Source organism: Nocardiopsis sp. LDBS1602, from assembly GCF_035818715.1.
Classification (GTDB): Bacteria; Actinomycetota; Actinomycetes; order Streptosporangiales; family Streptosporangiaceae; genus Nocardiopsis; species Nocardiopsis alba.
Window position 1 is genome coordinate 1 of record NZ_JAYLVW010000004.1, and the last position, 17,752, is coordinate 17,752.

General features: G+C 71.6%; 14 protein-coding genes and 1 pseudogene. 8 read left to right on the forward strand and 7 right to left on the reverse strand.

The features are described from left to right. The 6 genes and pseudogenes from U9J66_RS15180 to U9J66_RS15205 all read right to left on the reverse strand — a co-directional run. Positions 1 to 249 (reverse strand): annotated as a pseudogene (locus U9J66_RS15180) (hypothetical protein); the annotation flags it as partial. Positions 250 to 397: 148 nt separating this feature from the next. Then, on the reverse strand, positions 398 to 1,033 hold the full coding sequence (locus U9J66_RS15185) for a vitamin K epoxide reductase family protein (RefSeq protein WP_326337994.1): 636 nt from the start codon (positions 1,031 to 1,033) through the stop codon (positions 398 to 400). Continuing rightward, on the reverse strand, positions 1,030 to 1,713 hold the full coding sequence (locus tag U9J66_RS15190) for a DsbA family protein (protein WP_014912845.1): 684 nt from the start codon (positions 1,711 to 1,713) through the stop codon (positions 1,030 to 1,032). The genes U9J66_RS15185 and U9J66_RS15190 overlap by 4 nt, the downstream gene beginning before the upstream one ends. A 129-nt stretch (positions 1,714 to 1,842) precedes the next feature. Beyond that, positions 1,843 to 2,238 (reverse strand): lipoprotein, encoded by a 396-nt coding sequence (locus tag U9J66_RS15195; RefSeq protein WP_042284889.1) that lies wholly within the window; start codon positions 2,236 to 2,238, stop codon positions 1,843 to 1,845. Between the two features lie 120 nt (positions 2,239 to 2,358). Then, a complete protein-coding gene (locus U9J66_RS15200; RefSeq protein ID WP_326337995.1) occupies positions 2,359 to 3,447 on the reverse strand; it encodes an amidohydrolase family protein in 1,089 nt (362 codons plus the stop codon). 106 nt (positions 3,448 to 3,553) lie between these two features. Continuing rightward, on the reverse strand, positions 3,554 to 4,066 hold the full coding sequence (locus U9J66_RS15205) for a nucleoside deaminase (RefSeq protein ID WP_014912416.1): 513 nt from the start codon (positions 4,064 to 4,066) through the stop codon (positions 3,554 to 3,556). A gap of 171 nt (positions 4,067 to 4,237) precedes the next feature. Between U9J66_RS15205 and U9J66_RS15210 the strand changes: the two genes are divergently transcribed. The 4 genes from U9J66_RS15210 to U9J66_RS15225 all read left to right on the forward strand — a co-directional run bounded on the left by U9J66_RS15210 (position 4,238) and on the right by U9J66_RS15225 (position 8,022). Next, entirely contained in the window at positions 4,238 to 4,909 is a 672-nt protein-coding gene (locus U9J66_RS15210; RefSeq protein ID WP_326337996.1) for a GntR family transcriptional regulator, read from the forward strand. A 124-nt stretch (positions 4,910 to 5,033) separates the two neighbouring features. Further along, the gene (locus U9J66_RS15215; protein ID WP_014908183.1) at positions 5,034 to 5,471 is read left to right on the forward strand and encodes a PPOX class F420-dependent oxidoreductase; all 438 of its coding nucleotides are present in this window, start codon (positions 5,034 to 5,036) and stop codon (positions 5,469 to 5,471) included. Between the two features lie 219 nt (positions 5,472 to 5,690). Then, positions 5,691 to 6,956 carry an MATE family efflux transporter gene (locus U9J66_RS15220; RefSeq protein ID WP_326337997.1) on the forward strand — a complete coding sequence of 422 codons (1,266 nt, stop codon included), beginning with the start codon at positions 5,691 to 5,693 and terminating at the stop codon, positions 6,954 to 6,956. A 142-nt stretch (positions 6,957 to 7,098) separates the two neighbouring features. Next, positions 7,099 to 8,022: a universal stress protein gene (locus tag U9J66_RS15225; protein ID WP_326337998.1), complete on the forward strand. Its 924-nt coding sequence runs from the start codon at positions 7,099 to 7,101 to the stop codon at positions 8,020 to 8,022. Between the two features lie 22 nt (positions 8,023 to 8,044). On the opposite strand, the gene U9J66_RS15230 is transcribed toward U9J66_RS15225, so the two are convergent. After that, complete coding sequence (locus U9J66_RS15230; RefSeq protein ID WP_326338000.1) at positions 8,045 to 8,644, reverse strand: GrpB family protein; 600 nt, start codon at positions 8,642 to 8,644, stop codon at positions 8,045 to 8,047. 125 nt (positions 8,645 to 8,769) lie between these two features. Between U9J66_RS15230 and U9J66_RS15235 the strand changes: the two genes are divergently transcribed. The 4 genes from U9J66_RS15235 (at position 8,770) to U9J66_RS15250 (ending at position 17,639) form a co-directional block, all read left to right on the forward strand. Further along, the gene (locus U9J66_RS15235) at positions 8,770 to 11,247 is read left to right on the forward strand and encodes a PEP/pyruvate-binding domain-containing protein (RefSeq protein ID WP_326338001.1); all 2,478 of its coding nucleotides are present in this window, start codon (positions 8,770 to 8,772) and stop codon (positions 11,245 to 11,247) included. Between the two features lie 245 nt (positions 11,248 to 11,492). After that, positions 11,493 to 12,794 carry a TrkH family potassium uptake protein gene (locus U9J66_RS15240; RefSeq protein ID WP_202422306.1) on the forward strand — a complete coding sequence of 434 codons (1,302 nt, stop codon included), beginning with the start codon at positions 11,493 to 11,495 and terminating at the stop codon, positions 12,792 to 12,794. 115 nt (positions 12,795 to 12,909) lie between these two features. Beyond that, positions 12,910 to 13,992, forward strand: a complete 1,083-nt coding sequence (locus tag U9J66_RS15245; protein WP_326338002.1) for a hypothetical protein — start codon at positions 12,910 to 12,912, stop codon at positions 13,990 to 13,992. Positions 13,993 to 14,264: 272 nt separating this feature from the next. After that, the gene (locus U9J66_RS15250) at positions 14,265 to 17,639 is read left to right on the forward strand and encodes a pyruvate carboxylase (RefSeq protein WP_326338003.1); all 3,375 of its coding nucleotides are present in this window, start codon (positions 14,265 to 14,267) and stop codon (positions 17,637 to 17,639) included. The last annotated feature ends 113 nt before the right edge of the window (positions 17,640 to 17,752 follow it).

Genomic DNA, 17,752 nt, shown 5'->3' on the forward strand with positions numbered 1-17,752 from the left:
CCCACCCACCTCAGGAACCGGAACACGATCCCCCGCCTCGAAGACGGTCGCACTCCCATCCCCCGAGATGAAACGGTCCTCCTCACCACCGGTCTGGATCTCGGTCCCCCCGGCACAGCCGGTCAGGACCAGTAGGGCGGCGGCGGACACCGCCAGGGCCCGTGCCCGTGAGGTCGTTCCCGGTGCCCCTCGTGGGGTCCGGCCGGGATCCGATCTTCGGCCGACGCGCGGCCGGATCGAGAAGAGCATGTGCGGTCCTCCCATCAACGTCGATGTGGTTCATCTGGTCTTTGCAGGTGGTCGGCGCTCTCTCGGGCGCCGAGGCGGTTCGTGGCAGGCGACCGCTCACCCCGCCGCGGTCGCGAGCGGGATGTGCGGTGGGGCGCCGTGCCCCGGGTCAGATGAGGGTGGTCCAGTAGGTCCAGAACGCCTGGGCGATCGCGACGGTCAACGCCGCCGCCCACAGGCACAGCACGGTGCTGTGGTAGCGCACCAGGACGTCGGTGACCCTGCGGACGCCCGGGGTCGAGGGGAGCCGGCCCTCCCTGACGTTGTGCAGGGTCGTGTACCAGAAGATCGGCACGGTCACCGCCCACACGACCATGCAGTAGGGGCACAGGGCCCCGATCCGGTACAGGCTCTGGAAGATCAGCCAGTGCACGAAGACCGCGCCGAACAGCGTGCCCGCCTGGAGCCCGAGCCAGAACCATCGGGGCGGGCGGGCCCCGGCGAGCAGGACCACCCCCACCGTGACGACCACGCTGAAGCCGATGATCCCCAGGATCGGGTTGGGGATGCCGAAGGCCTCGGCCTGGGGCGTGGTCATCACGGTGCCGCAGGAGAGCACCGGGTCGATGCTGCACGCGGGCACGTGATCGGGGTCGGCCAGGACCTTGAGCTTCTCGACCAGCAGGGCGGTGGCCGCGACCAGGCCCACCGCTCCGCCCAGGGCCAGCAGCCAGGGCAGCACGCGTCCGATGATCGCCCCGTCCGGACCGGTCGAGGTCCGTTCGGGGGCCCCGATCGGGGTCATTCGCCCAGCCCCGCGTCGATCCTCGACGAGAGCTCCTCGTAGGAGGGCATGCTCGACGTGCGGACACCGTCGACGAAGATCGTCGGGGTCCCCTGGACGCCGAGCTCCACCCCGTCGTCGAAGTCGGCCTGGACCCGGGCCTCGGTCTCCGGCGACTCCATCACCTCGGTGAACTCGTCGACGTCCAGGCCGAGGTCCTCGGCGAAACCGATGAACAGCTCGGCCTGGGACTCCCGGCTCTCGCCCCACTCGGGCTGGGTCTCGAACATGCGGACGTACATCTCGTCGAGGGCGTCCTGCTGGGCGGCGGCCTCGACGGCCGCGGCGGCCGGTCGGGAGTTGGCGTGCCCGGGGAGCGGGAAGTAGCGGATCACGACGTCGATCCGTCCCTCGTAGTCCTCCCGGATCCGCTCCATCACGGGGAACTGGGCGTAGCAGGCCTCGCACTCGAAGTCGAGGAACTCCACCACGGTGACCTGGGCGTCCTCGACCCGGTCGAGGTAGCGGCTGTCGTCGCGGACCAGGAGTTCGGCCGAGGCGGTCGGCGGGGCCTCGGGGGCGGAGGGGCGTGGGCCGGAGGCCTCCTCACCGTCCGATCCCGAGTACGCGAACACCCCGAGGGTGATCACGACGGCCAGGATCGCCAGGATGGACAGGCTGATGGTCAGGTTCTTGTTCACGGGTGTCGACTCCACAAGGGGCCGCGCGGCGAGGCGCGGTCCCGGATCACGTTCGGAGGAGGGGGCGGGCCGGAACGTCCGGGCCGCCTGTGGAGCGCGGGGAGCCGGGGGCTCCGCGCGCGACGTGATCTACACCCTTTGGACGCACAGGAAGGTCAACAGACCGTCCGCGCGGTGGAGCGAGGGTTCGCCGGCGCCGGTCCTCGGCGAGGAGGTCTCGTGGGGCGCCTCGAAGAGGTCGAACAGCGCGAGCGCCGGGAAGGGCAGGAGCGGCAGGTTCCAGGAGATCGAGGACTGGATCTGTGGGGGCCCGCAGGGGTGCGAGGTCCGGTCCTCCGTGGTCGCGGAGGCCGCGAGGTCGGTGCCGCCCTCGTCGGCGGCGACCTGGGCGGTCACCGGGACGGCGGCCCTGGCCGGGCCGTCGGTGGGCGCGGTGGCGAAACTGCACGCCAACGACATCAGCACGAACATGCCCAGGAGCACCGCGAGGGTGCCCAGGCGCTTCGCGCGGAGACCGTTGCCCATGCAAGGCACTGTACCGGTGCCCGGATCACGGGTGATTCCGGGTCGCGGAACGCCTTCCGCGAGGTGAGGACGGGCGGGCGGGGCCGGTGCGACACCGCCCCCGCCCTCTCACGGTGCCTCTCAGATCGTCCGTCCGCCGCGGACCACGCGCAGGGGCGCGGGGCGCTCGACGACGAGGCGGGCCGCGTCGGGGACGGCGAACTCGACCCGGTCCGGTGAGCCGGGCCCCTCGTAGCCGAGCACCGCCTCGGCGCCGACGAGTTCGGCGCCGGAGGTGGTGGCCAGCCGCAGACAGCGTTCGAGCTCGGCGTCGGTACGGGCACCGGTCCGGTATCCGAGCAGGTGGGCGCGGTCGACCATGCTGCCCGTGCCGAAGGGCGACCAGGAGTCGCGGATGCCGTCGGAGCCGAGCGCGACCCGCACGCCGTGGCGCTCCATCAGGTCGAGGGTGGGGACGGGCGAGTCGCCGAGGGCGCAGGTGGCCAGCCACACGCCGGCCTCGGCCATGGCGTCGAGGGTGGCGGGAAGGTCCGGCTCCTCCGTGTCGCACACGGCGAACCCGTGCGCGAGGGTCACGCGGCCCCGCATACCGGCGGCGAGCGTCCGACGGGCGATCTCTCGGATCTGCGCGAGCGCGTCGGGCCCCTGGTCGTGCAGGTGGATGTCGAGGTCGCGGCCGTGCTTCTCCGCCAGGGAGAAGATCGCGCCCAGGTGTCCCTCGAGGTCCCCCTCCAGGCCCACAGGGTCGATCCCGCCGACGTGGTCGGCGCCCTCGCCCAGGGCCTGTTCCATCAGGTCGAGCGTGCCGGGGTTGGTGAGCATGCCGAACTGCGGGAACGCGACGATCTGTACGTCGAGCACGCCCTTGAGCCGTTCGGCGGCGGCGCGCACCCCGTGGACGTTGCGCAGACCCAGCTCGGAGGAGACGTCGACGTGGGCGCGCATCGCCATGGTGCCGTTGCGCACCGCCTGGTCGAGGATCCGGAAGGCACGTGTCTCCACGTCCTCGTCGGCGGAGAGTTGGGCGGCCAGGTCGGCGGCGATGAGGTCGCTCAGGGAGGAGACGGGTTCACGGCTCAGCCACGTCGAACCCCAGGTCGTCTTGTCGGGGTGGATGTGCGCGTCGACGAATCCCGGGGTGGTGAGCGTCGCCGCGGGTTCCGGGCCGTCGGTCGTGGTGGTGTCGGTGTGGTCGCGATGGGTCGTCATGGTGAGGTCCTGAGTGGTCGGAGGGGCGGGCGCGCCGGTCCACGCGACCGGCGCGCCCGTGAGGTGACGGTGCGGTGGGGGTGTGGTCGGCCCGGGGCTCCGCGTCCTACGCGTCGTCTCGGCGCAGCACGACGCGACGCTGGAGTTCCTTGACCTCGTCGGCCAGCTCGGGAGCGGGGCCGGAGACCGGGATCCCGGGGGCCACCCGGGTGATCGGCAGGGGGGCGACCGGTCCGGGGGCGACCCCCCATTCGGTCATCCACTCACCGAGCTGTGCGCCGCTGGTGGCGTAGACGATGCGGCCCAGACCCACCCAGGCGTGGGCGGCGCTGCACATCGGGCAGTGTTCGCCCGAGGTGTAGACGGTGGCGCTCTCGCGCTCCTCGGGGGTCATGTTCTCGGCGGCCCAGCGGGCGATCTCGAATTCGGGATGCCGGGTGGCGTCACCCCCGGAGACGCGGTTGCGGTCCTCGAAACGCACCGCTCCGTCGGCGTCGACGAGCAGTGATCCGAAGGGTTCGTCCCCGTCCTCCAGGGCCTCGCGGGCCAGGTCCACGCAGCGGCGCAGACGTTCCAGGTCGGTGGCGTCGATCGGCTGTGCCTCGGGTGATGTGCTCATACTCTCACTCTACGATAAATGGTATACCATCCACCGTCCCGGGCCGGGGAGTCGAACTCTCGCCCTGCCATGCGAGCGACACACCGTAGGATGCCGAACGCCTCCCGCCTTCGGTCACGACACGGGCGATGGTCTACCGAATTTGTACCGAGTCCGGGTGGCGGTGGGAGGATGGAGGTTGTGGACAGGCCTTCCGATCGCGGATCCGAGGCGGCCCGAGTGGCCGACCACCTCCGCGACGAGATTCTCGACGGCGTACGCGCCCCCGGCAGCAGGCTGGTCGAACGCGACCTCGCCGGCGAGCTGGGCGTCAGCCGTGTCCCCGTCCGGGACGCCCTGAAGACGCTGGTGGCCGAGGGTCTGGTCACCCTGCGCCCACGCACGTGGGCCGTGGTCCGCGAGTTCACCCCGAGCGACATCGCCGACCTGAACGAGGTGCGCGAGGCCTTCGAGGTGCTCGCCTTCCGCCTCGCCGCGCAACGGCACACCAGAACGGGGCTGGCCCGACTCCAGAACGCGCTGGAGATCGAACAGGAGGCCGCCGAGCTCGGAGACACCACGGCCGCGCGCCGGGCCGCCGCCGACTTCCACGAGATCGTCACCGACCTGGCGGGCAACCGCCTGCTGGGCGAGGTGGAGCACCTGCTGCGCAGTCGTATGCGGTGGCTGCTGGGCCGGCACGACGATCTGTCGCGGGTCGCGCGCCAGCACGCGCGTCTCTTCGAGGCCATCGCGCACCGCGACGAGGACCTGGTCGCCCACCTGGCCAGGGAACACCTGGTCAGCAGCCGACGCCTGCACGCCGAACACGCCGAGGCCGCGAACGAGGCCGCGGAGACCTGATCCGCCCCCTTCGGGCCGGCCGGGTCGCTCTCACGACGACGGCCGGCGCGGCGAGCCCCGAAGACCTCCTCTCCGGGAGGGGCGATGATGGGGCGAGGAACCCGTCCGCGACGAAGGAGCACCGATGGGGAGCCCCGGAACACCGTTCGACCCGCGCGCCCTGCTCGCCGAGAGCCGACTCGGCGTCCTGGCCACGATCAAGTCCGACGGACGCCCACAACTGTCCCCGGTCATGCCCTTCTACGACCGGGACACCGAGACCCTGTACGTGTCGATGACCGAGGGGCGGGCCAAGACGGTGAACCTGCGCCGCGACCCCTGGGCCGCCCTGGAGACCACCGCCCCCGACGGCCTGGCGTGGGCGACGGCCGAGGGCCCCGTGGCCCTCACCGGCCCGGGCACGGACCCGCGCGGCCCCGAGGTCGAGGCCCTGGTGGACTATTACCGCCGCGCCGCCGGGGAGCACCCGGACTGGGACGAGTACCGGGAGGTGATGGTGTCCGAGCGCAGGGTGCTGATGGCGATGACGGTCGAGCACGTGTACGGCGAGAGCATCCGCTGACCGAGGGTTCGCGGGCGGAGGGGCGGATATCGCTCTCCTCGGAGGGGAAAGCGCGATTTGACATTCGAACGTTCCCGTCGATCGAATGGCGATATGCCCCCCGAATTCGAAAAGAGTTCCCCTCCCCCCGCTTCCTCATCCGATAACCGGAGGAATTCTCCGCCTTTCTCGGAAACGGCAAGGGAGATCGCCGGAAAGACCTTTCCCCTCTATCTGTCGATGGTCGCCGGGGTCATCGGGACCCTGGTCACCGCGGCGGTCCTCGGCCACGCGGGAACCGCCTCCCTGGCCGCCTACGCGATGACCGTCGCCGTGTCCAACCCCGCCGTCATGGTGATCCAGGGGGCGTTACGCGGCTCCATGCCCTTCGTCGCCGAGAACGGCGACGACCCCGAGGCCCTCGAAGGCGTCTTCCGCCATTCCCTGTGGCTGGCCCTGTGCGTCGGTGCCCTGGGAGGCGTGCTCGTCGCCGGGGTTCCGTTCCTGGCCGGCCTCATCGGTGTACCCGAGGCGACGGTCGCCGCCTTCGGCCTCTTTCCCGCCCTCATGGCCCTCGCGCTGATGGCCACCTCCCTCCAGACCTGCGCCACCACCCTGCTGATCGCCCTGGGACACTCCCGGGCGGCGATGTGGGTCGGCCTGGTCAACACCGGTCTGTCGGTCGTGCTCATCCCGCTCCTGGTCCTGGGGCCGGGCCCCCTGCCCGCCCTCGGCATGACCGGGGCCGGCGTCGCCATGTGCGGCAACGCGGCGGCGGCCATGGTCACCGCCCACCTGCTGCTGCGCCGCCGTACCGTCCTGGCCGGACGCCGGATCCGCATGACCTCCCCCGAGTGGGGGGCCGTGTGGCGGATCGCCCGGGTCGGACTGCCGATGGGCTCCACCATGCTCATCAAGTTCGGGGTCCTGGGCCTGACGGCGATGGCCGCCGCCACCGTCGGCGTGGTCGAGGCCGCCGCGCACCAGATCATGGTGACCCTGGTGACCTTCGTCTTCCTGCCCGCCACCGCCGTCGGCCAGGCGACCGTCCCCTTCATGGCCCGGGCCGCCAAGGAGGCCCCGGAGCGGGGCCACGAAGAGGTGCGCCGCGCCCTCCTGGCGGGCGTGGCCGTCGCCCTGCCCGTCGTGGCGGCGAGCGGACTGCTGGTCCTCCTCGTGGCCCGCCCCCTCCTGGGCGTCTTCTCCCCCGACCCCCGGGTGCAGGCCATGGTGCTCGCCCTGCTGCCGCTGCTGCTCCTGGTCGTCCTGGCCGACGCCGCCCAGGTCATGCCGGGCATGGGCCTGCTCGCCGTGAAGCGGACGACGCCCACCCTGTACACGTTCGCGCTCTGCTTCGGGGCGCTCGCCCTCGCCGTCTTCCCGGTCGCCGCCACCGGTGGACTGGCCTGGCTCTGGGGCGCCTACGCCGTGGCCTGTTCGGGGCTGGTCCTGGGGCAGACCGGAGGGTTCCTGCGAGTGACCGCCGCCCGCCCCGCCGAGGCCTGAGTCCGGGGGAGGCCCATGACCGTCCGTTCACCCGCGCGCGGGTGAACGGACCGGGGTGTTCCGGGTACGACCACCTGCGAAGGAGGGCGGAGACCCGGATCGCGCGAGGCGCGCGTCGGACCGCCCATGGTGAGGGGGACCGATGGGTGAGAACGAGAAGGTCGCGCCGAGGGTGACGGTGGGGGTGGACGGCTCCGCGACCGGTGAGCGGGCCCTGGGATGGGCCGCCGCCGAGGCCGAGCGCCGGGTCCTCCCCCTCCGGGTGGTCCACGCCCTGGACATGCCTCTGGTGATGTCAGTCTATGCGGGCCCCACGCGCTTCCCCCCGACGGAGGAGATCTCCGACCAGGGCCGACGGGTACTGGACCGCTCCGAGGCGCACGTCCACGAACTCCACCCGGAGCTTGCCGTGGAGACCGTCCTGGCGTCGGAGGACCCCGCCAAGGCCCTGCTGAGCCGGATCTCGCCGGACGACCTGCTGGTGACGGGATCCCGAGGCCTGGGCGCGGCCCGCTCCGCCCTGGAGTCCTCGGTGAGCGTCCGTCTGGCCGCCAGGGCGGTCTGCCCCGTGGTCGTGGTCCCGCACGGAGAGGGCTCGGTGACCACTCCCCCGCGCCGGATCGTGGTGGGGGTGGACGGCTCCGAGGATTCGAGGAACGCCCTGGGGTTCGCGCTGCGGGAGGCCGCCCGGGTGGCGAACGGTTCGGTGGTCGTGGTGCACAGCCGGCTGGTGACACTGCCCTTCGACCCGGCGGAGCTGCCCCAGGGCGGATGGACCCCGCCGGAGGACCTCGTGGACCGGTGGTCGCAGGAGATGGTCGCCGACATGCTCGCCCGAATCCAGGACGAGGAGACCGAGGGCGTGGGGGTGGCCGTCTCACGGGTCGACGCGGACCCGGCCACCGCGCTGATCGAGGCCGGGGAGAGCGCGGACATGATCGTGGTGGGCTCTCGGGGACGCGGCAGCGTGCGGGGGTTGCTGTTGGGCTCGGTGAGCCAGGGGGTCCTGCGCGGGGCGACCGTCCCCGTGGTGGTCCTGCCCCGCGCCGCCGTGAGGAGGCGTTGAGTCCGCCTCCCGTTCCCGAGTGTCAGAGGAGCCCGTGTTCGGCGAAGATCCGGTCGTAGATCCGCCGGATCACGGGCTCCTTGCGCCGGTTGTAGTCTATGACGATCCCGCCCTCCTCCGTGGTGGCGGCGGCCGCCGCGAGCTTGGCGTCTCGGTAGAGGGCCAGATCCTCGGGGTGGGAGGCGAGGTGGTCGCGGAACATGCGGTGCCGGACGAGTTCGGGGCAGTCCGGGCCGAACACGTGCAGGTTGGCGGCCGGAGAGGCCAGCGTGAGCAGGCGGTGCTCGTGCCAGAGCGGTTCGCGCACCGTGAGGACGAAACCGCGCTCCTCCAGGTCGGGCACGTAGGAGTCCTCGTCGGCGGGGTCGTCGACGGTGAGGTCGACGTCGATGATCGGTTTGGCCGGCAGCCCGAGGACCGCGGTCGAACCGACGTGTTCGATGTCCTTCACCCGATCGCCGAGCGCGGAACGGACCAGCGCGGCCACCTGGAAGAACCACACGGCCCACTCGGGGTCGTGGTCGACCACGTGGATCGGCTCGGGATCGGGGCGTCCCCGCACCCAGACGTCGTCATCGGACGGGGCGTCGTGGTGGCGGGTGATCTCCTCGCGTGACGGCATGACCCCAGACTAACCACGGGTGAGCGCGGGCGTTCTTCTGGGAAGACTCCTCCATGGACGCGCCCCGGCCGAGCCACGCCACGGAGCCGCCCGCGACGACCGGTACCTCGTGGAAGGGCCCTCCGATGGACAGGGAAGCCGTCACCGTCATCGACCTCGCCGACGTGCGCCGGGACATGGGAGCGCTGGTCGGGGGCAAGGCCGCCAATCTGGGGGAGATGATCGCGGCCGGGGAACGGGTCCCACCGGGGTTCTGCGTCACCACCGCCGCCTTCGACACCGAAGAGGTGCCCGCCGAGGAGATCGTCCGGGCCTACGTCCGGATGGGCCGCGGCCCGGTCGCGGTGCGCTCCAGCGCCACCGCCGAGGACCTGCCCGACGCCAGCTTCGCCGGACAGCAGGACACCTACCTGAACGTCGAGGGCGACGACGCCGTCGTGGACGCCGTCCGACGCTGTCGGGACTCCCTCGACAACGAGCGCGCCGTCGCCTATCGGAGGGCCAACGGCATCGACCGGGCCGACGTGCGCATGGCGGTCGTGGTCCAGAAAATGGTCGACGCCGCCACGGCCGGCGTCATGTTCACCGCCGACCCGCTCACCGGAACCCGGACCCGGACCGTGGTGGACGCGGTACGTGGCCTGGGCACCGGGGTCGTCGACGGCTCGACCGAACCGGACCACTACGCCGCCGAGGAGGGGCGACCGGTCGGCGACGTCGAAGGCTGCCTCACCGGGGCCCAGGTCACCGAACTGGCCGCCGCCGGACGCCGACTCCAGGAGCACTTCGACGCGCCCCAGGACGCCGAATGGGCGTACGACCGCGCAGGGGACCTGTGGCTGCTCCAGTCCCGCCCCATCACCACGCTCTTCCCCGTCCCGCCGCAGGATCCGCCCGACCCGCCCCGCCTGTACATGGAGGTGGGGCACATGCAGGGCATGCTGCGCCCCTTCACCCCCATGGGGCTGACCCTGCTCCAAGAGGTGTGGGTCCGCTGGTGGTCGATCGAAGGGACGGGCGACGCCCCTCGGAGCTCCTCCTCCCTGATGGTCGACATCGGGCGCCGGCTCTACATCGACCTCACACCGTTCCTGCGCAACCGGTGGCTGCACGCGAGGGTGCCGGCGGGCCTCGAGGTGTACGGTCCGCACATCCGTCGGGCGGTGGAACACCTGCTGGACGACCCGCGCTTCTCCCCCCGCCCCGGTCCGCCGTTCTCGGGGCGGACCGTGGCCTCCCTGGCCCGCACCCTGATCCCCGCCGCCCTGGTCGGGGTCGGGCGTTCTCTACTCCGGCCCACCGATGCCCGGGCCCGCGCCCACGCCGCGGTCGCCCGCCTGCGCACGATGCGGGGTCCCGGCCCCGGGGCCGACGCTCGGGAACGGCTGGACTGGGTCCTGGGCGAGGCCTTCTCCCGAATGCTCGGCGACGAGCTCATGGAGACGATCGGTCCGGTGTTCGCCGGGATCCTGGCCAATACGATCCCGGCCGCCCTGCTCTCCGGTATCGCCTCGAAGAAGGAGACCGACACCGTTCTGGGCGGCCTGCCCCACAACGTGACCACGGAGATGGACCTGGAGCTGTGGCGGGTCACCCTGCGGGCCCGGGAGCACGGCGACCTGTTCTCCCGGACACCTCCGGAGGAGCTCGCCGCCCGCTACGCGGCCGGAGAACTGCCCGACATCGGCCTGGAGGGTTTCCTCGACGCCTACGGGCATCGGACCGCCGCCGAGGTGGACATCGGGGTGCCCCGGTGGCGGGAGGATCCCGCGCCCGTCTTCGCCACGATCGCCAACTATCTGCGTTCGACCGACCCGGACCAGGCCCCGGACCTGCGCTTCCAGCGGGCGGCGGCCGCGGCCGAGGCCGAACTCACGAGGCTCTCCGCGCGGGCGGAACGGCTCCGCCCGGTGCGCGGCCGGATCGCCGCCTTCCTCATGCGCCGCTCCCGCGAGCTGGGCGGCATGCGGGAGTACGCCAAGTTCGCCTGGCTGGTGCCCTTCGCCGAGATGCGTCGACAGCTCCTCCTGGCCGGGGAGGATCTGGCCTCACGAGGGTTGTTGGAGCGCGCCGACGACCTCTTCTTCCTGGAGGTCGACGAGGCACGGGCGACCGCCGCAGAGGGTCTCGACCGTCGGGCGCTGGTGGCCGAACGCCGCCGCTTCCACCTGCGTGAACTGCGCAGGAAGAGTGTTCCCGGTGCCCTGTTGACCGACGGAACCGACGTGGTCGCCACCCTGCCGCCCCCACCGGTGGAGGCCGGAGGACTGGCCGGGGCCCCTGCCTCTCCGGGGCGGGCCGAGGGCCGGGCCCGGGTCGTGGTGGATCCCATGGGGGCGCGGGTGGAGCCCGGGGAGATCCTCGTGGCGCCGACCACGGACCCCGGCTGGACCCCGCTGTTCATGACCGCCGCCGGTCTGGTGAGCGACACGGGATCGCCGATCGCGCACGGCCCCACCGTCGCCCGCGAGTACGGCATCCCGGCGGTGATCTGCGTGCGCGACGCCACCGAGGCCATCCACACCGGCGACCTGCTGCGGATCGACGGTACCGAGGGCACCGTCGTCATCGTGGAGCGCGCCGAACCCCGCCCACCGGAGTAGTCTTCCCCGTGCCCCGATCCCGACGCACGGGGTGAACGGTCACGGCGGGAACAGGTCGAGACGAACATGTGCGATGACACGGACACGAGGACGTCGGTCGCCCACGGGCGACCGCTCCAGCGCTTAGAGGCGAGACGGTGAACCCGGACGCCTCCGGCCGCCCTCTCCTTGGGAGGACACGCCGGGTCCACTGGTGGCACCGCCGGCGCGGACGCTTCTGGGTCGGGCCTCCCCAGCTCACGGTTCTGGCCTTCGCCGCCCTGATCCTGCTGGGCACCGGGCTGCTGTCCCTCCCGTTCGCCGTCGAGGCGGACGAGAGGGCCCCCTTCATGACCGCGCTCTTCACGGCCGCCTCCGCCGCGAGCGTGACGGGATTGGTGGTGGAGGACACCTCCTCCTACTGGTCCCTGTCGGGTGAGGTGACGATCCTTCTCCTCATCCAGGTGGGCGGCTTCGGCGTGATGGCGCTGGCGACGGTCCTGGCCTTGGTGACGGGACGCCGTCTGGGCCTGAGGATGACGGTCTACACCGGCTCGGAGGCCAAGGGGGTCTCCCTGGGAGAGGTCCGTCAACTGGTCCTCGGGGTCCTGTACGTGACCCTGCTGTTCGAGGGCGCGCTCTCGGCGGTGCTGACGCTGCGCTGGTGGCTCACGTACGACCTCCCGTTCACGGAGGCGCTGTACACGGGGACCTTCCACGCGATCTCGGCCTTCAACAACGCCGGCTTCTCCCTGTACACCGACAGCCTGATGGGGTTCGCGGCCGATCCGTGGATCACGATCCCCATCGCCGTGGCGGTGATCGCCGGAGGACTCGGGTTCCCGGTGTGGGTGGAGCTGTGGCGTTTCACCCGGCGACGTGGCGAGTCGCGCCACTGGTCGCTGCACGCGAAGATCACCGTGGTCATGACGGCCGTGCTGTTGGTCGTCGGTTTCGCGGCCTTCCTGGCCTTGGAGTGGAACAATCCGGCGACCATGGGCGGGATGAGTCTGCGCGAGAGGCTGCTCACCGGTTTCTTCCAGGCGGTGATGCCGCGTACCGCCGGGTTCAACAGCCTGGACTTCGGCGCGATGAACACCCAGACCCTGCTGGTCACCGACATTCTGATGTTCATCGGCGGCGGTAGCGCGGGAACGGCCGGCGGGATCAAGGTGACCACCTTCGCGATCCTGCTGTTGGTGGTCTACGCCAACGTGCGCGGAGAGCCCACGGTGCATGTGGCCGGACGGCGGCTGAGCCACGCCACCGTGGCGCAGGCGACCACCGTGACCACCCTGGCGATGGGGGCGGTCCTGGCCGCGACCCTGACCCTGATGGTCATCACCCCGTTCACCCTGGACCGGATCCTGTTCGAGACGGTCTCCGCGTTCGCGACCGTGGGACTGTCCACCGGTATCACCGCTGATCTCCCGCCTCTGGGGCAGGCGGTACTGGTGTTCCTGATGTTCATCGGCCGGATCGGACCGATCACCCTGGCCTCCGCGTTGGCCTTGAGGCGGCGTGGTCGGGCCTACGAGCTCCCGGAGGCCCGGCCCATCGTCGGTTGAGGTCCACCGGGCCGGTTCCGGTCAGGGGCGTCGGGAACCGCGAACCCGTCGGTAACGTCGAACGGGGCGGGCGGCGTCACCCGCCCATCCCCCGAATCCGACCAGAAGAGGATCCGTGTCGACCCACACCCACGGACCGGAGGACCCCGGGACGGACGCCCCCGTCGCCGCGGCCGAGCCCGCGAGTTCCGAGGCCTCCACACCGCCCGTCGCGCCCACCCCCGTATCGATCCCGAAGACGCTCCTGTGGTGGGGGCACGGCCTGCTCAGGGTCGTGGTCTTCGGCTATCTGATGATCTACGGGTGGAGCAAGCTGACCCTGATGCAGATGGGCGGCCTCGACTACAGCGCGGCGCTCTACGCCTTCGGTGAGAAGAGCCCCATGGGTCTCCTGTGGTCCTTCGTCGCCTACGCGCCCGTCTTCCAGTTCCTCTCCGGGCTGGTCGAGGTCCTGGCGGGGGTCCTGCTCATCTGGCGGCGCACCTCCTGGCTGGGCGGTCTGCTCGGGAGCTTCGCCATGGGCGCCGTTCTGCTGTTGAACCTCCTCTACGACGTCCCGGTCAAACAGCTCGCCCTCTTCCTGCTCATCGCCTGCGCGCTCATCCTGCTGCCGGACCTGCCGCGCCTGTACGCCTTCGTCCTGGGCCGCGCGACGCCTCCGGCCTCGATCCCGCGCCCCGTGCCGTGGCCGAGGGTGCACGCCGTCACCCGGTGGATCTTCTCCTCGCTCGCGGTGCTGATCGCGCTGAGCCCGCTCCTCGCGCTCCAGGAGATGGTCCCCCGGAGCGAGGAGAGCCCGTTGTCCGGCGTCCACCGGGTGGTCGAGGACACCGCTGAACCCGCCGAGCTGCTCGTGGAGGACGAGCGCTGGCGGGAGGTCGCCTTCGGTCAGTACGTCCTGCGGGAGGAGACCCGCTCGATGACCCTCCGCCTGGCCAACGGTGTCCTCCACGAGGGTCGGTATCGGCACGTCGGCGACGATGAGATCGAGGTCTCCCTGAACCCGGCCCTGGAAGGCGATCGTCCTCTGACGCAGGAGGCCGAGGAGACCTTCGTCCTCACCTGGACGGTCCTGGACGACGGGCGTATCCACCTCGTGGGCGAGGGGCTGGACCTGGTCATCGAGTCCGACCCCGAGCTGCGCTACCTCTACGACCGCGGGTTCTCCTGGGCCCCGGGGCCGCCCATCAACCGGTAGGACGTTCGACGCCGTGCGGGCGGGCCGCCCGCACGGCGTTCCGGGCGCTTCTCAGCGGAAAACCCAAGAGAACAAACCTTTTTCTTTCCATAATCGGAAATGCCTCTTCGTATTTCCTGAAAAGAACCCGCCTTAAGCCCACCCCAAGGGGAAATAGGTGGGTTCCGGATCGTTAGGGTTCCGATGACCCTGGTCGAGCGTGCGACAAGTGGACGACGGTGCCGTACGACCGACGAACCGGCGGCACCGCACGAGTTCAGGAGGCATCCGGCATGTTCCAGAAGGTACTGGTGGCCAACCGCGGCGAGATCGCGATCCGTGCCCTGCGCGCGGGTCACGAACTGGGGGCCAGGACCGTCGCGGTCTTCCCCCACGAGGACCGCAACTCCCTCCACCGGCTCAAGGCCGACGAGGCCTATCAGATCGGGGAGCCCGGACATCCGGTCCGCGCCTACCTCTCGGCCGAGGAGATCGTGCGCGCCGCCGTGGAGTCCGGGGCCGACGCCGTCTACCCCGGTTACGGCTTCCTCTCCGAGAACCCGGGGCTGGCCCGGGCGTGCGCGGAGGCGGGCATCACCTTCGTCGGGCCGCCCGCAGAGGTCCTGGAACTGACCGGCGACAAGACCGGGGCCATCGCCGCGGCCCGGAGCGCCGGGATCCCGGTCCTGGACTCCTCCGAGCCCTCCACCGACCTCGACGCCCTGGTGGCCGCCTCCTCCGAGATCGGTTTCCCCCTCTTCGTCAAGGCCGTGGCCGGAGGCGGCGGCCGCGGCATGCGCCGGGTCGACTCCCCCGGAACCCTGCGGGCGTCGATCGAGGCCGCCATGCGCGAGGCGGAGACGGCCTTCGGCGACCCGACGGTCTTCCTGGAGCGGGCCGTGGTCGACCCCCGCCACATCGAGGTGCAGATCCTCGCCGACGGTCGGGGCGAGGTCATCCACCTGTACGAGCGGGACTGTTCGGTCCAGCGGCGCCACCAGAAGGTCGTGGAGCTGGCCCCGGCCCCCGGGCTGGACCCCGAACTCCGCGAACGCATGTGCCGGGACGCGGTGCGCCTGGCCGAGGAGATCGGCTACCGCAACGCCGGCACGGTGGAGTTCCTGGTCGGCCGGGACGGTCGGCACGTGTTCATCGAGATGAACCCCCGCATCCAGGTGGAGCACACCGTCACCGAGGAGGTCACCGACGTCGACCTCGTGCAGGCCCAGATCCGGATCGCCGCCGGGGAGAGCCTGGCCGACCTGGGCCTGTCCCAGGAGGACATCGTCGTGCACGGCGCCGCCCTCCAGTGCCGGATCACCACCGAGGACCCCGCCGACGGCTTCCGTCCCGACACCGGGACGATCAGCGCCTACCGCTCCCCCGGCGGCTCGGGCATCCGGCTGGACGGCGGGACCGCCGCGGCCGGTTCGGAGGTCAGCGCCTACTTCGACTCCCTCCTGGTCAAGCTCACCTGTCGAGGCCGCGACTTCGACACCGCGGTCCGGCGGGCCCGTCGCGCCGTGGCCGAGTTCCGCATCCGGGGCATCTCCACCAACATCCCCTTCCTCCAGGCGGTACTGGAGGACGAGGACTTCCGGGCCGGCCGGGCCACCACCTCCTTCATCGAGGAACGCCCCCACCTGCTCACGGCCCGCCCCTCAGCGGACCGGGGCACCCGACTGCTCACCTACCTGGCCGACGTGACGGTGAACGAGCCGCACGGCCCGCGCCCCTCGTTGATCGACCCCGCCACCAAGCTCCCCGACGTCCCCCAGGGCACACCGCCCGCCGGTTCCAAGCAGCTCCTGGACGAGCTGGGGCCGGAGGGGTTCGCCCGCCACCTGCGCGAGTCCCCCACCCTGGGGGTCACCGACACCACCTTCCGCGACGCCCACCAGTCCCTGCTCGCCACCCGGGTCCGGACCCGCGACCTGCTCGCCGCCGCCCCCGCCGTCGCCCACACCCTGCCCGAACTGCTCTCCCTGGAGTGCTGGGGCGGCGCCACCTACGACGTGGCGCTGCGCTTCCTCGCCGAGGACCCGTGGGACCGGCTGGCGGCGCTGCGCGAGGCGGTGCCCAACATCTGCCTCCAGATGCTGCTGCGCGGCCGTAACACGGTCGGTTACACGCCCTACCCCACCGAGGTGACCGACGCCTTCGTCCGTCAGGCCGCGGCGACCGGTGTGGACGTGTTCCGGATCTTCGACGCCCTCAACGACGTCGACCAGATGCGGCCCGCCATCGACGCGGTGCGGGAGACCGGCACCGGGGTCGCCGAGGTCGCCCTGTGCTACACGGCCGACCTGTCCGACCCCTCCGAGCGGCTGTACACCCTCGACTACTACCTGAGGCTGGCCGAGCGGATCGTGGACGCGGGCGCGCACGTGCTCGCGATCAAGGACATGGCCGGTCTGTTGCGCGCCCCGGCGGCCCGACGCCTGGTCACGGCGTTGCGGCAGGAGTTCGACCTGCCCGTCCACGTGCACACCCACGACACCGCGGGCGGTCAGCTCGCCACCTACCTCTCGGCGGTCCAGGCGGGCGCGGACGCGGTGGACGGGGCGGTGGCGTCGATGTCGGGCACCACGTCGCAGCCGTCCCTGTCGGCGATCGTGGCCGCCTTCGACCACTCCGAGACCCCGACCGGGCTCTCCCTGGACGCGGTCAACGAGCTCGAACCGTACTGGGAGGCGGTCCGCCGCGTCTACGCGCCCTTCGAGGCGGGCCTGGCCTCGCCCACCGGGCGGGTCTACCACCACGAGATCCCCGGCGGCCAGCTCTCCAACCTGCGCACCCAGGCGATCGCGTTGGGGTTGGGCGACCGCTTCGAGGAGATCGAGGCGATGTACGCGGCGGCCGACCGCATGCTGGGCCGCCTGGTGAAGGTGACGCCCTCCTCCAAGGTGGTGGGAGACCTGGCCCTGCACCTGGTGGGGGCGGGGGTGTCCCCGGAGAAGTTCGAGGAGGCCCCGGACCGGTTCGACGTCCCCGACTCGGTGGTGGGCTTCCTCCACGGCGAGCTGGGGGTCCCCCTGGGCGAGTGGCCCGAACCGTTCCGGACCAAGGCGCTGCGCGGACGCGGCGGACCCAGGGAGACGGCGGAGCTGAGCGAGACCGACCGCGCCGGTCTGGTCGAGGAGCCCCGGTCGACCCTGAACCGGCTGCTGTTCGCGGGCCCGACCAGGGAGTTCGAGGCGCACCGCGCGTCCTACGGCGACACCAGCGTGCTCGACAGTCGGGACTTCTTCTACGGGCTCCAGGAGGGCGAGGAGCACGTCGTCGACCTGGAGCCGGGCGTGCGTCTGCTCATCGGGCTCCAGGCGGTGAGCGAGCCGGACGAGCGCGGCATGCGCACCGTGATGACCACGCTCAACGACCAGCTGCGTCCGCTGCACATCCGGGACCGGTCGCTGACCTCCAACGTGAGCGAGGCGGAGAAGGCCGACCGTGACGATCCCTCGCAGGTGGCGGCGCCCTTCGCCGGGGTGGTCACGCCGGTGGTGTCCGAGGGCGACGTGGTCGGCGCGGGCGACACCGTCGCCACCATCGAGGCGATGAAGATGGAGGCCTCGATCACCGCGCCCCGCGACGGTGTGATCGCCCGGGTCGCGATCGACGGGGTCCGTCGCGTCGAGGGCGGCGACCTGATCGTCCGGTTGGGCTGATCCCTCGCCGGTGTCCCGGGGCCTCTCCCCCGGGACACCGGGACCTTCGGGACTTTCGCGCGAGGCGGATCCACGCCAGACTGGCCTCCCCCCTCGTTCCGGAACGGATCCCC

Excerpts from the sequence above, each read along its gene's own strand:
- U9J66_RS15185 (WP_326337994.1), bottom strand. The coding sequence starts at position 1,033 with ATGACCCCGATCGGGGCCCCCGAACGGACCTCGACCGGTCCGGACGGG.
- U9J66_RS15195 (WP_042284889.1), bottom strand. The coding sequence starts at position 2,238 with ATGGGCAACGGTCTCCGCGCGAAGCGCCTGGGCACCCTCGCGGTGCTC.
- U9J66_RS15200 (WP_326337995.1), bottom strand. The coding sequence starts at position 3,447 with ATGACGACCCATCGCGACCACACCGACACCACCACGACCGACGGCCCG.
- U9J66_RS15205 (WP_014912416.1), bottom strand. The coding sequence starts at position 4,066 with ATGAGCACATCACCCGAGGCACAGCCGATCGACGCCACCGACCTGGAA.
- U9J66_RS15210 (WP_326337996.1), top strand. The coding sequence starts at position 4,238 with ATGGAGGTTGTGGACAGGCCTTCCGATCGCGGATCCGAGGCGGCCCGA.
- U9J66_RS15215 (WP_014908183.1), top strand. The coding sequence starts at position 5,034 with ATGGGGAGCCCCGGAACACCGTTCGACCCGCGCGCCCTGCTCGCCGAG.
- U9J66_RS15220 (WP_326337997.1), top strand. The coding sequence starts at position 5,691 with ATGGTCGCCGGGGTCATCGGGACCCTGGTCACCGCGGCGGTCCTCGGC.
- U9J66_RS15225 (WP_326337998.1), top strand. The coding sequence starts at position 7,099 with ATGGGTGAGAACGAGAAGGTCGCGCCGAGGGTGACGGTGGGGGTGGAC.
- U9J66_RS15230 (WP_326338000.1), bottom strand. The coding sequence starts at position 8,644 with ATGCCGTCACGCGAGGAGATCACCCGCCACCACGACGCCCCGTCCGAT.
- U9J66_RS15235 (WP_326338001.1), top strand. The coding sequence starts at position 8,770 with ATGGACAGGGAAGCCGTCACCGTCATCGACCTCGCCGACGTGCGCCGG.
- U9J66_RS15250 (WP_326338003.1), top strand. The coding sequence starts at position 14,265 with ATGTTCCAGAAGGTACTGGTGGCCAACCGCGGCGAGATCGCGATCCGT.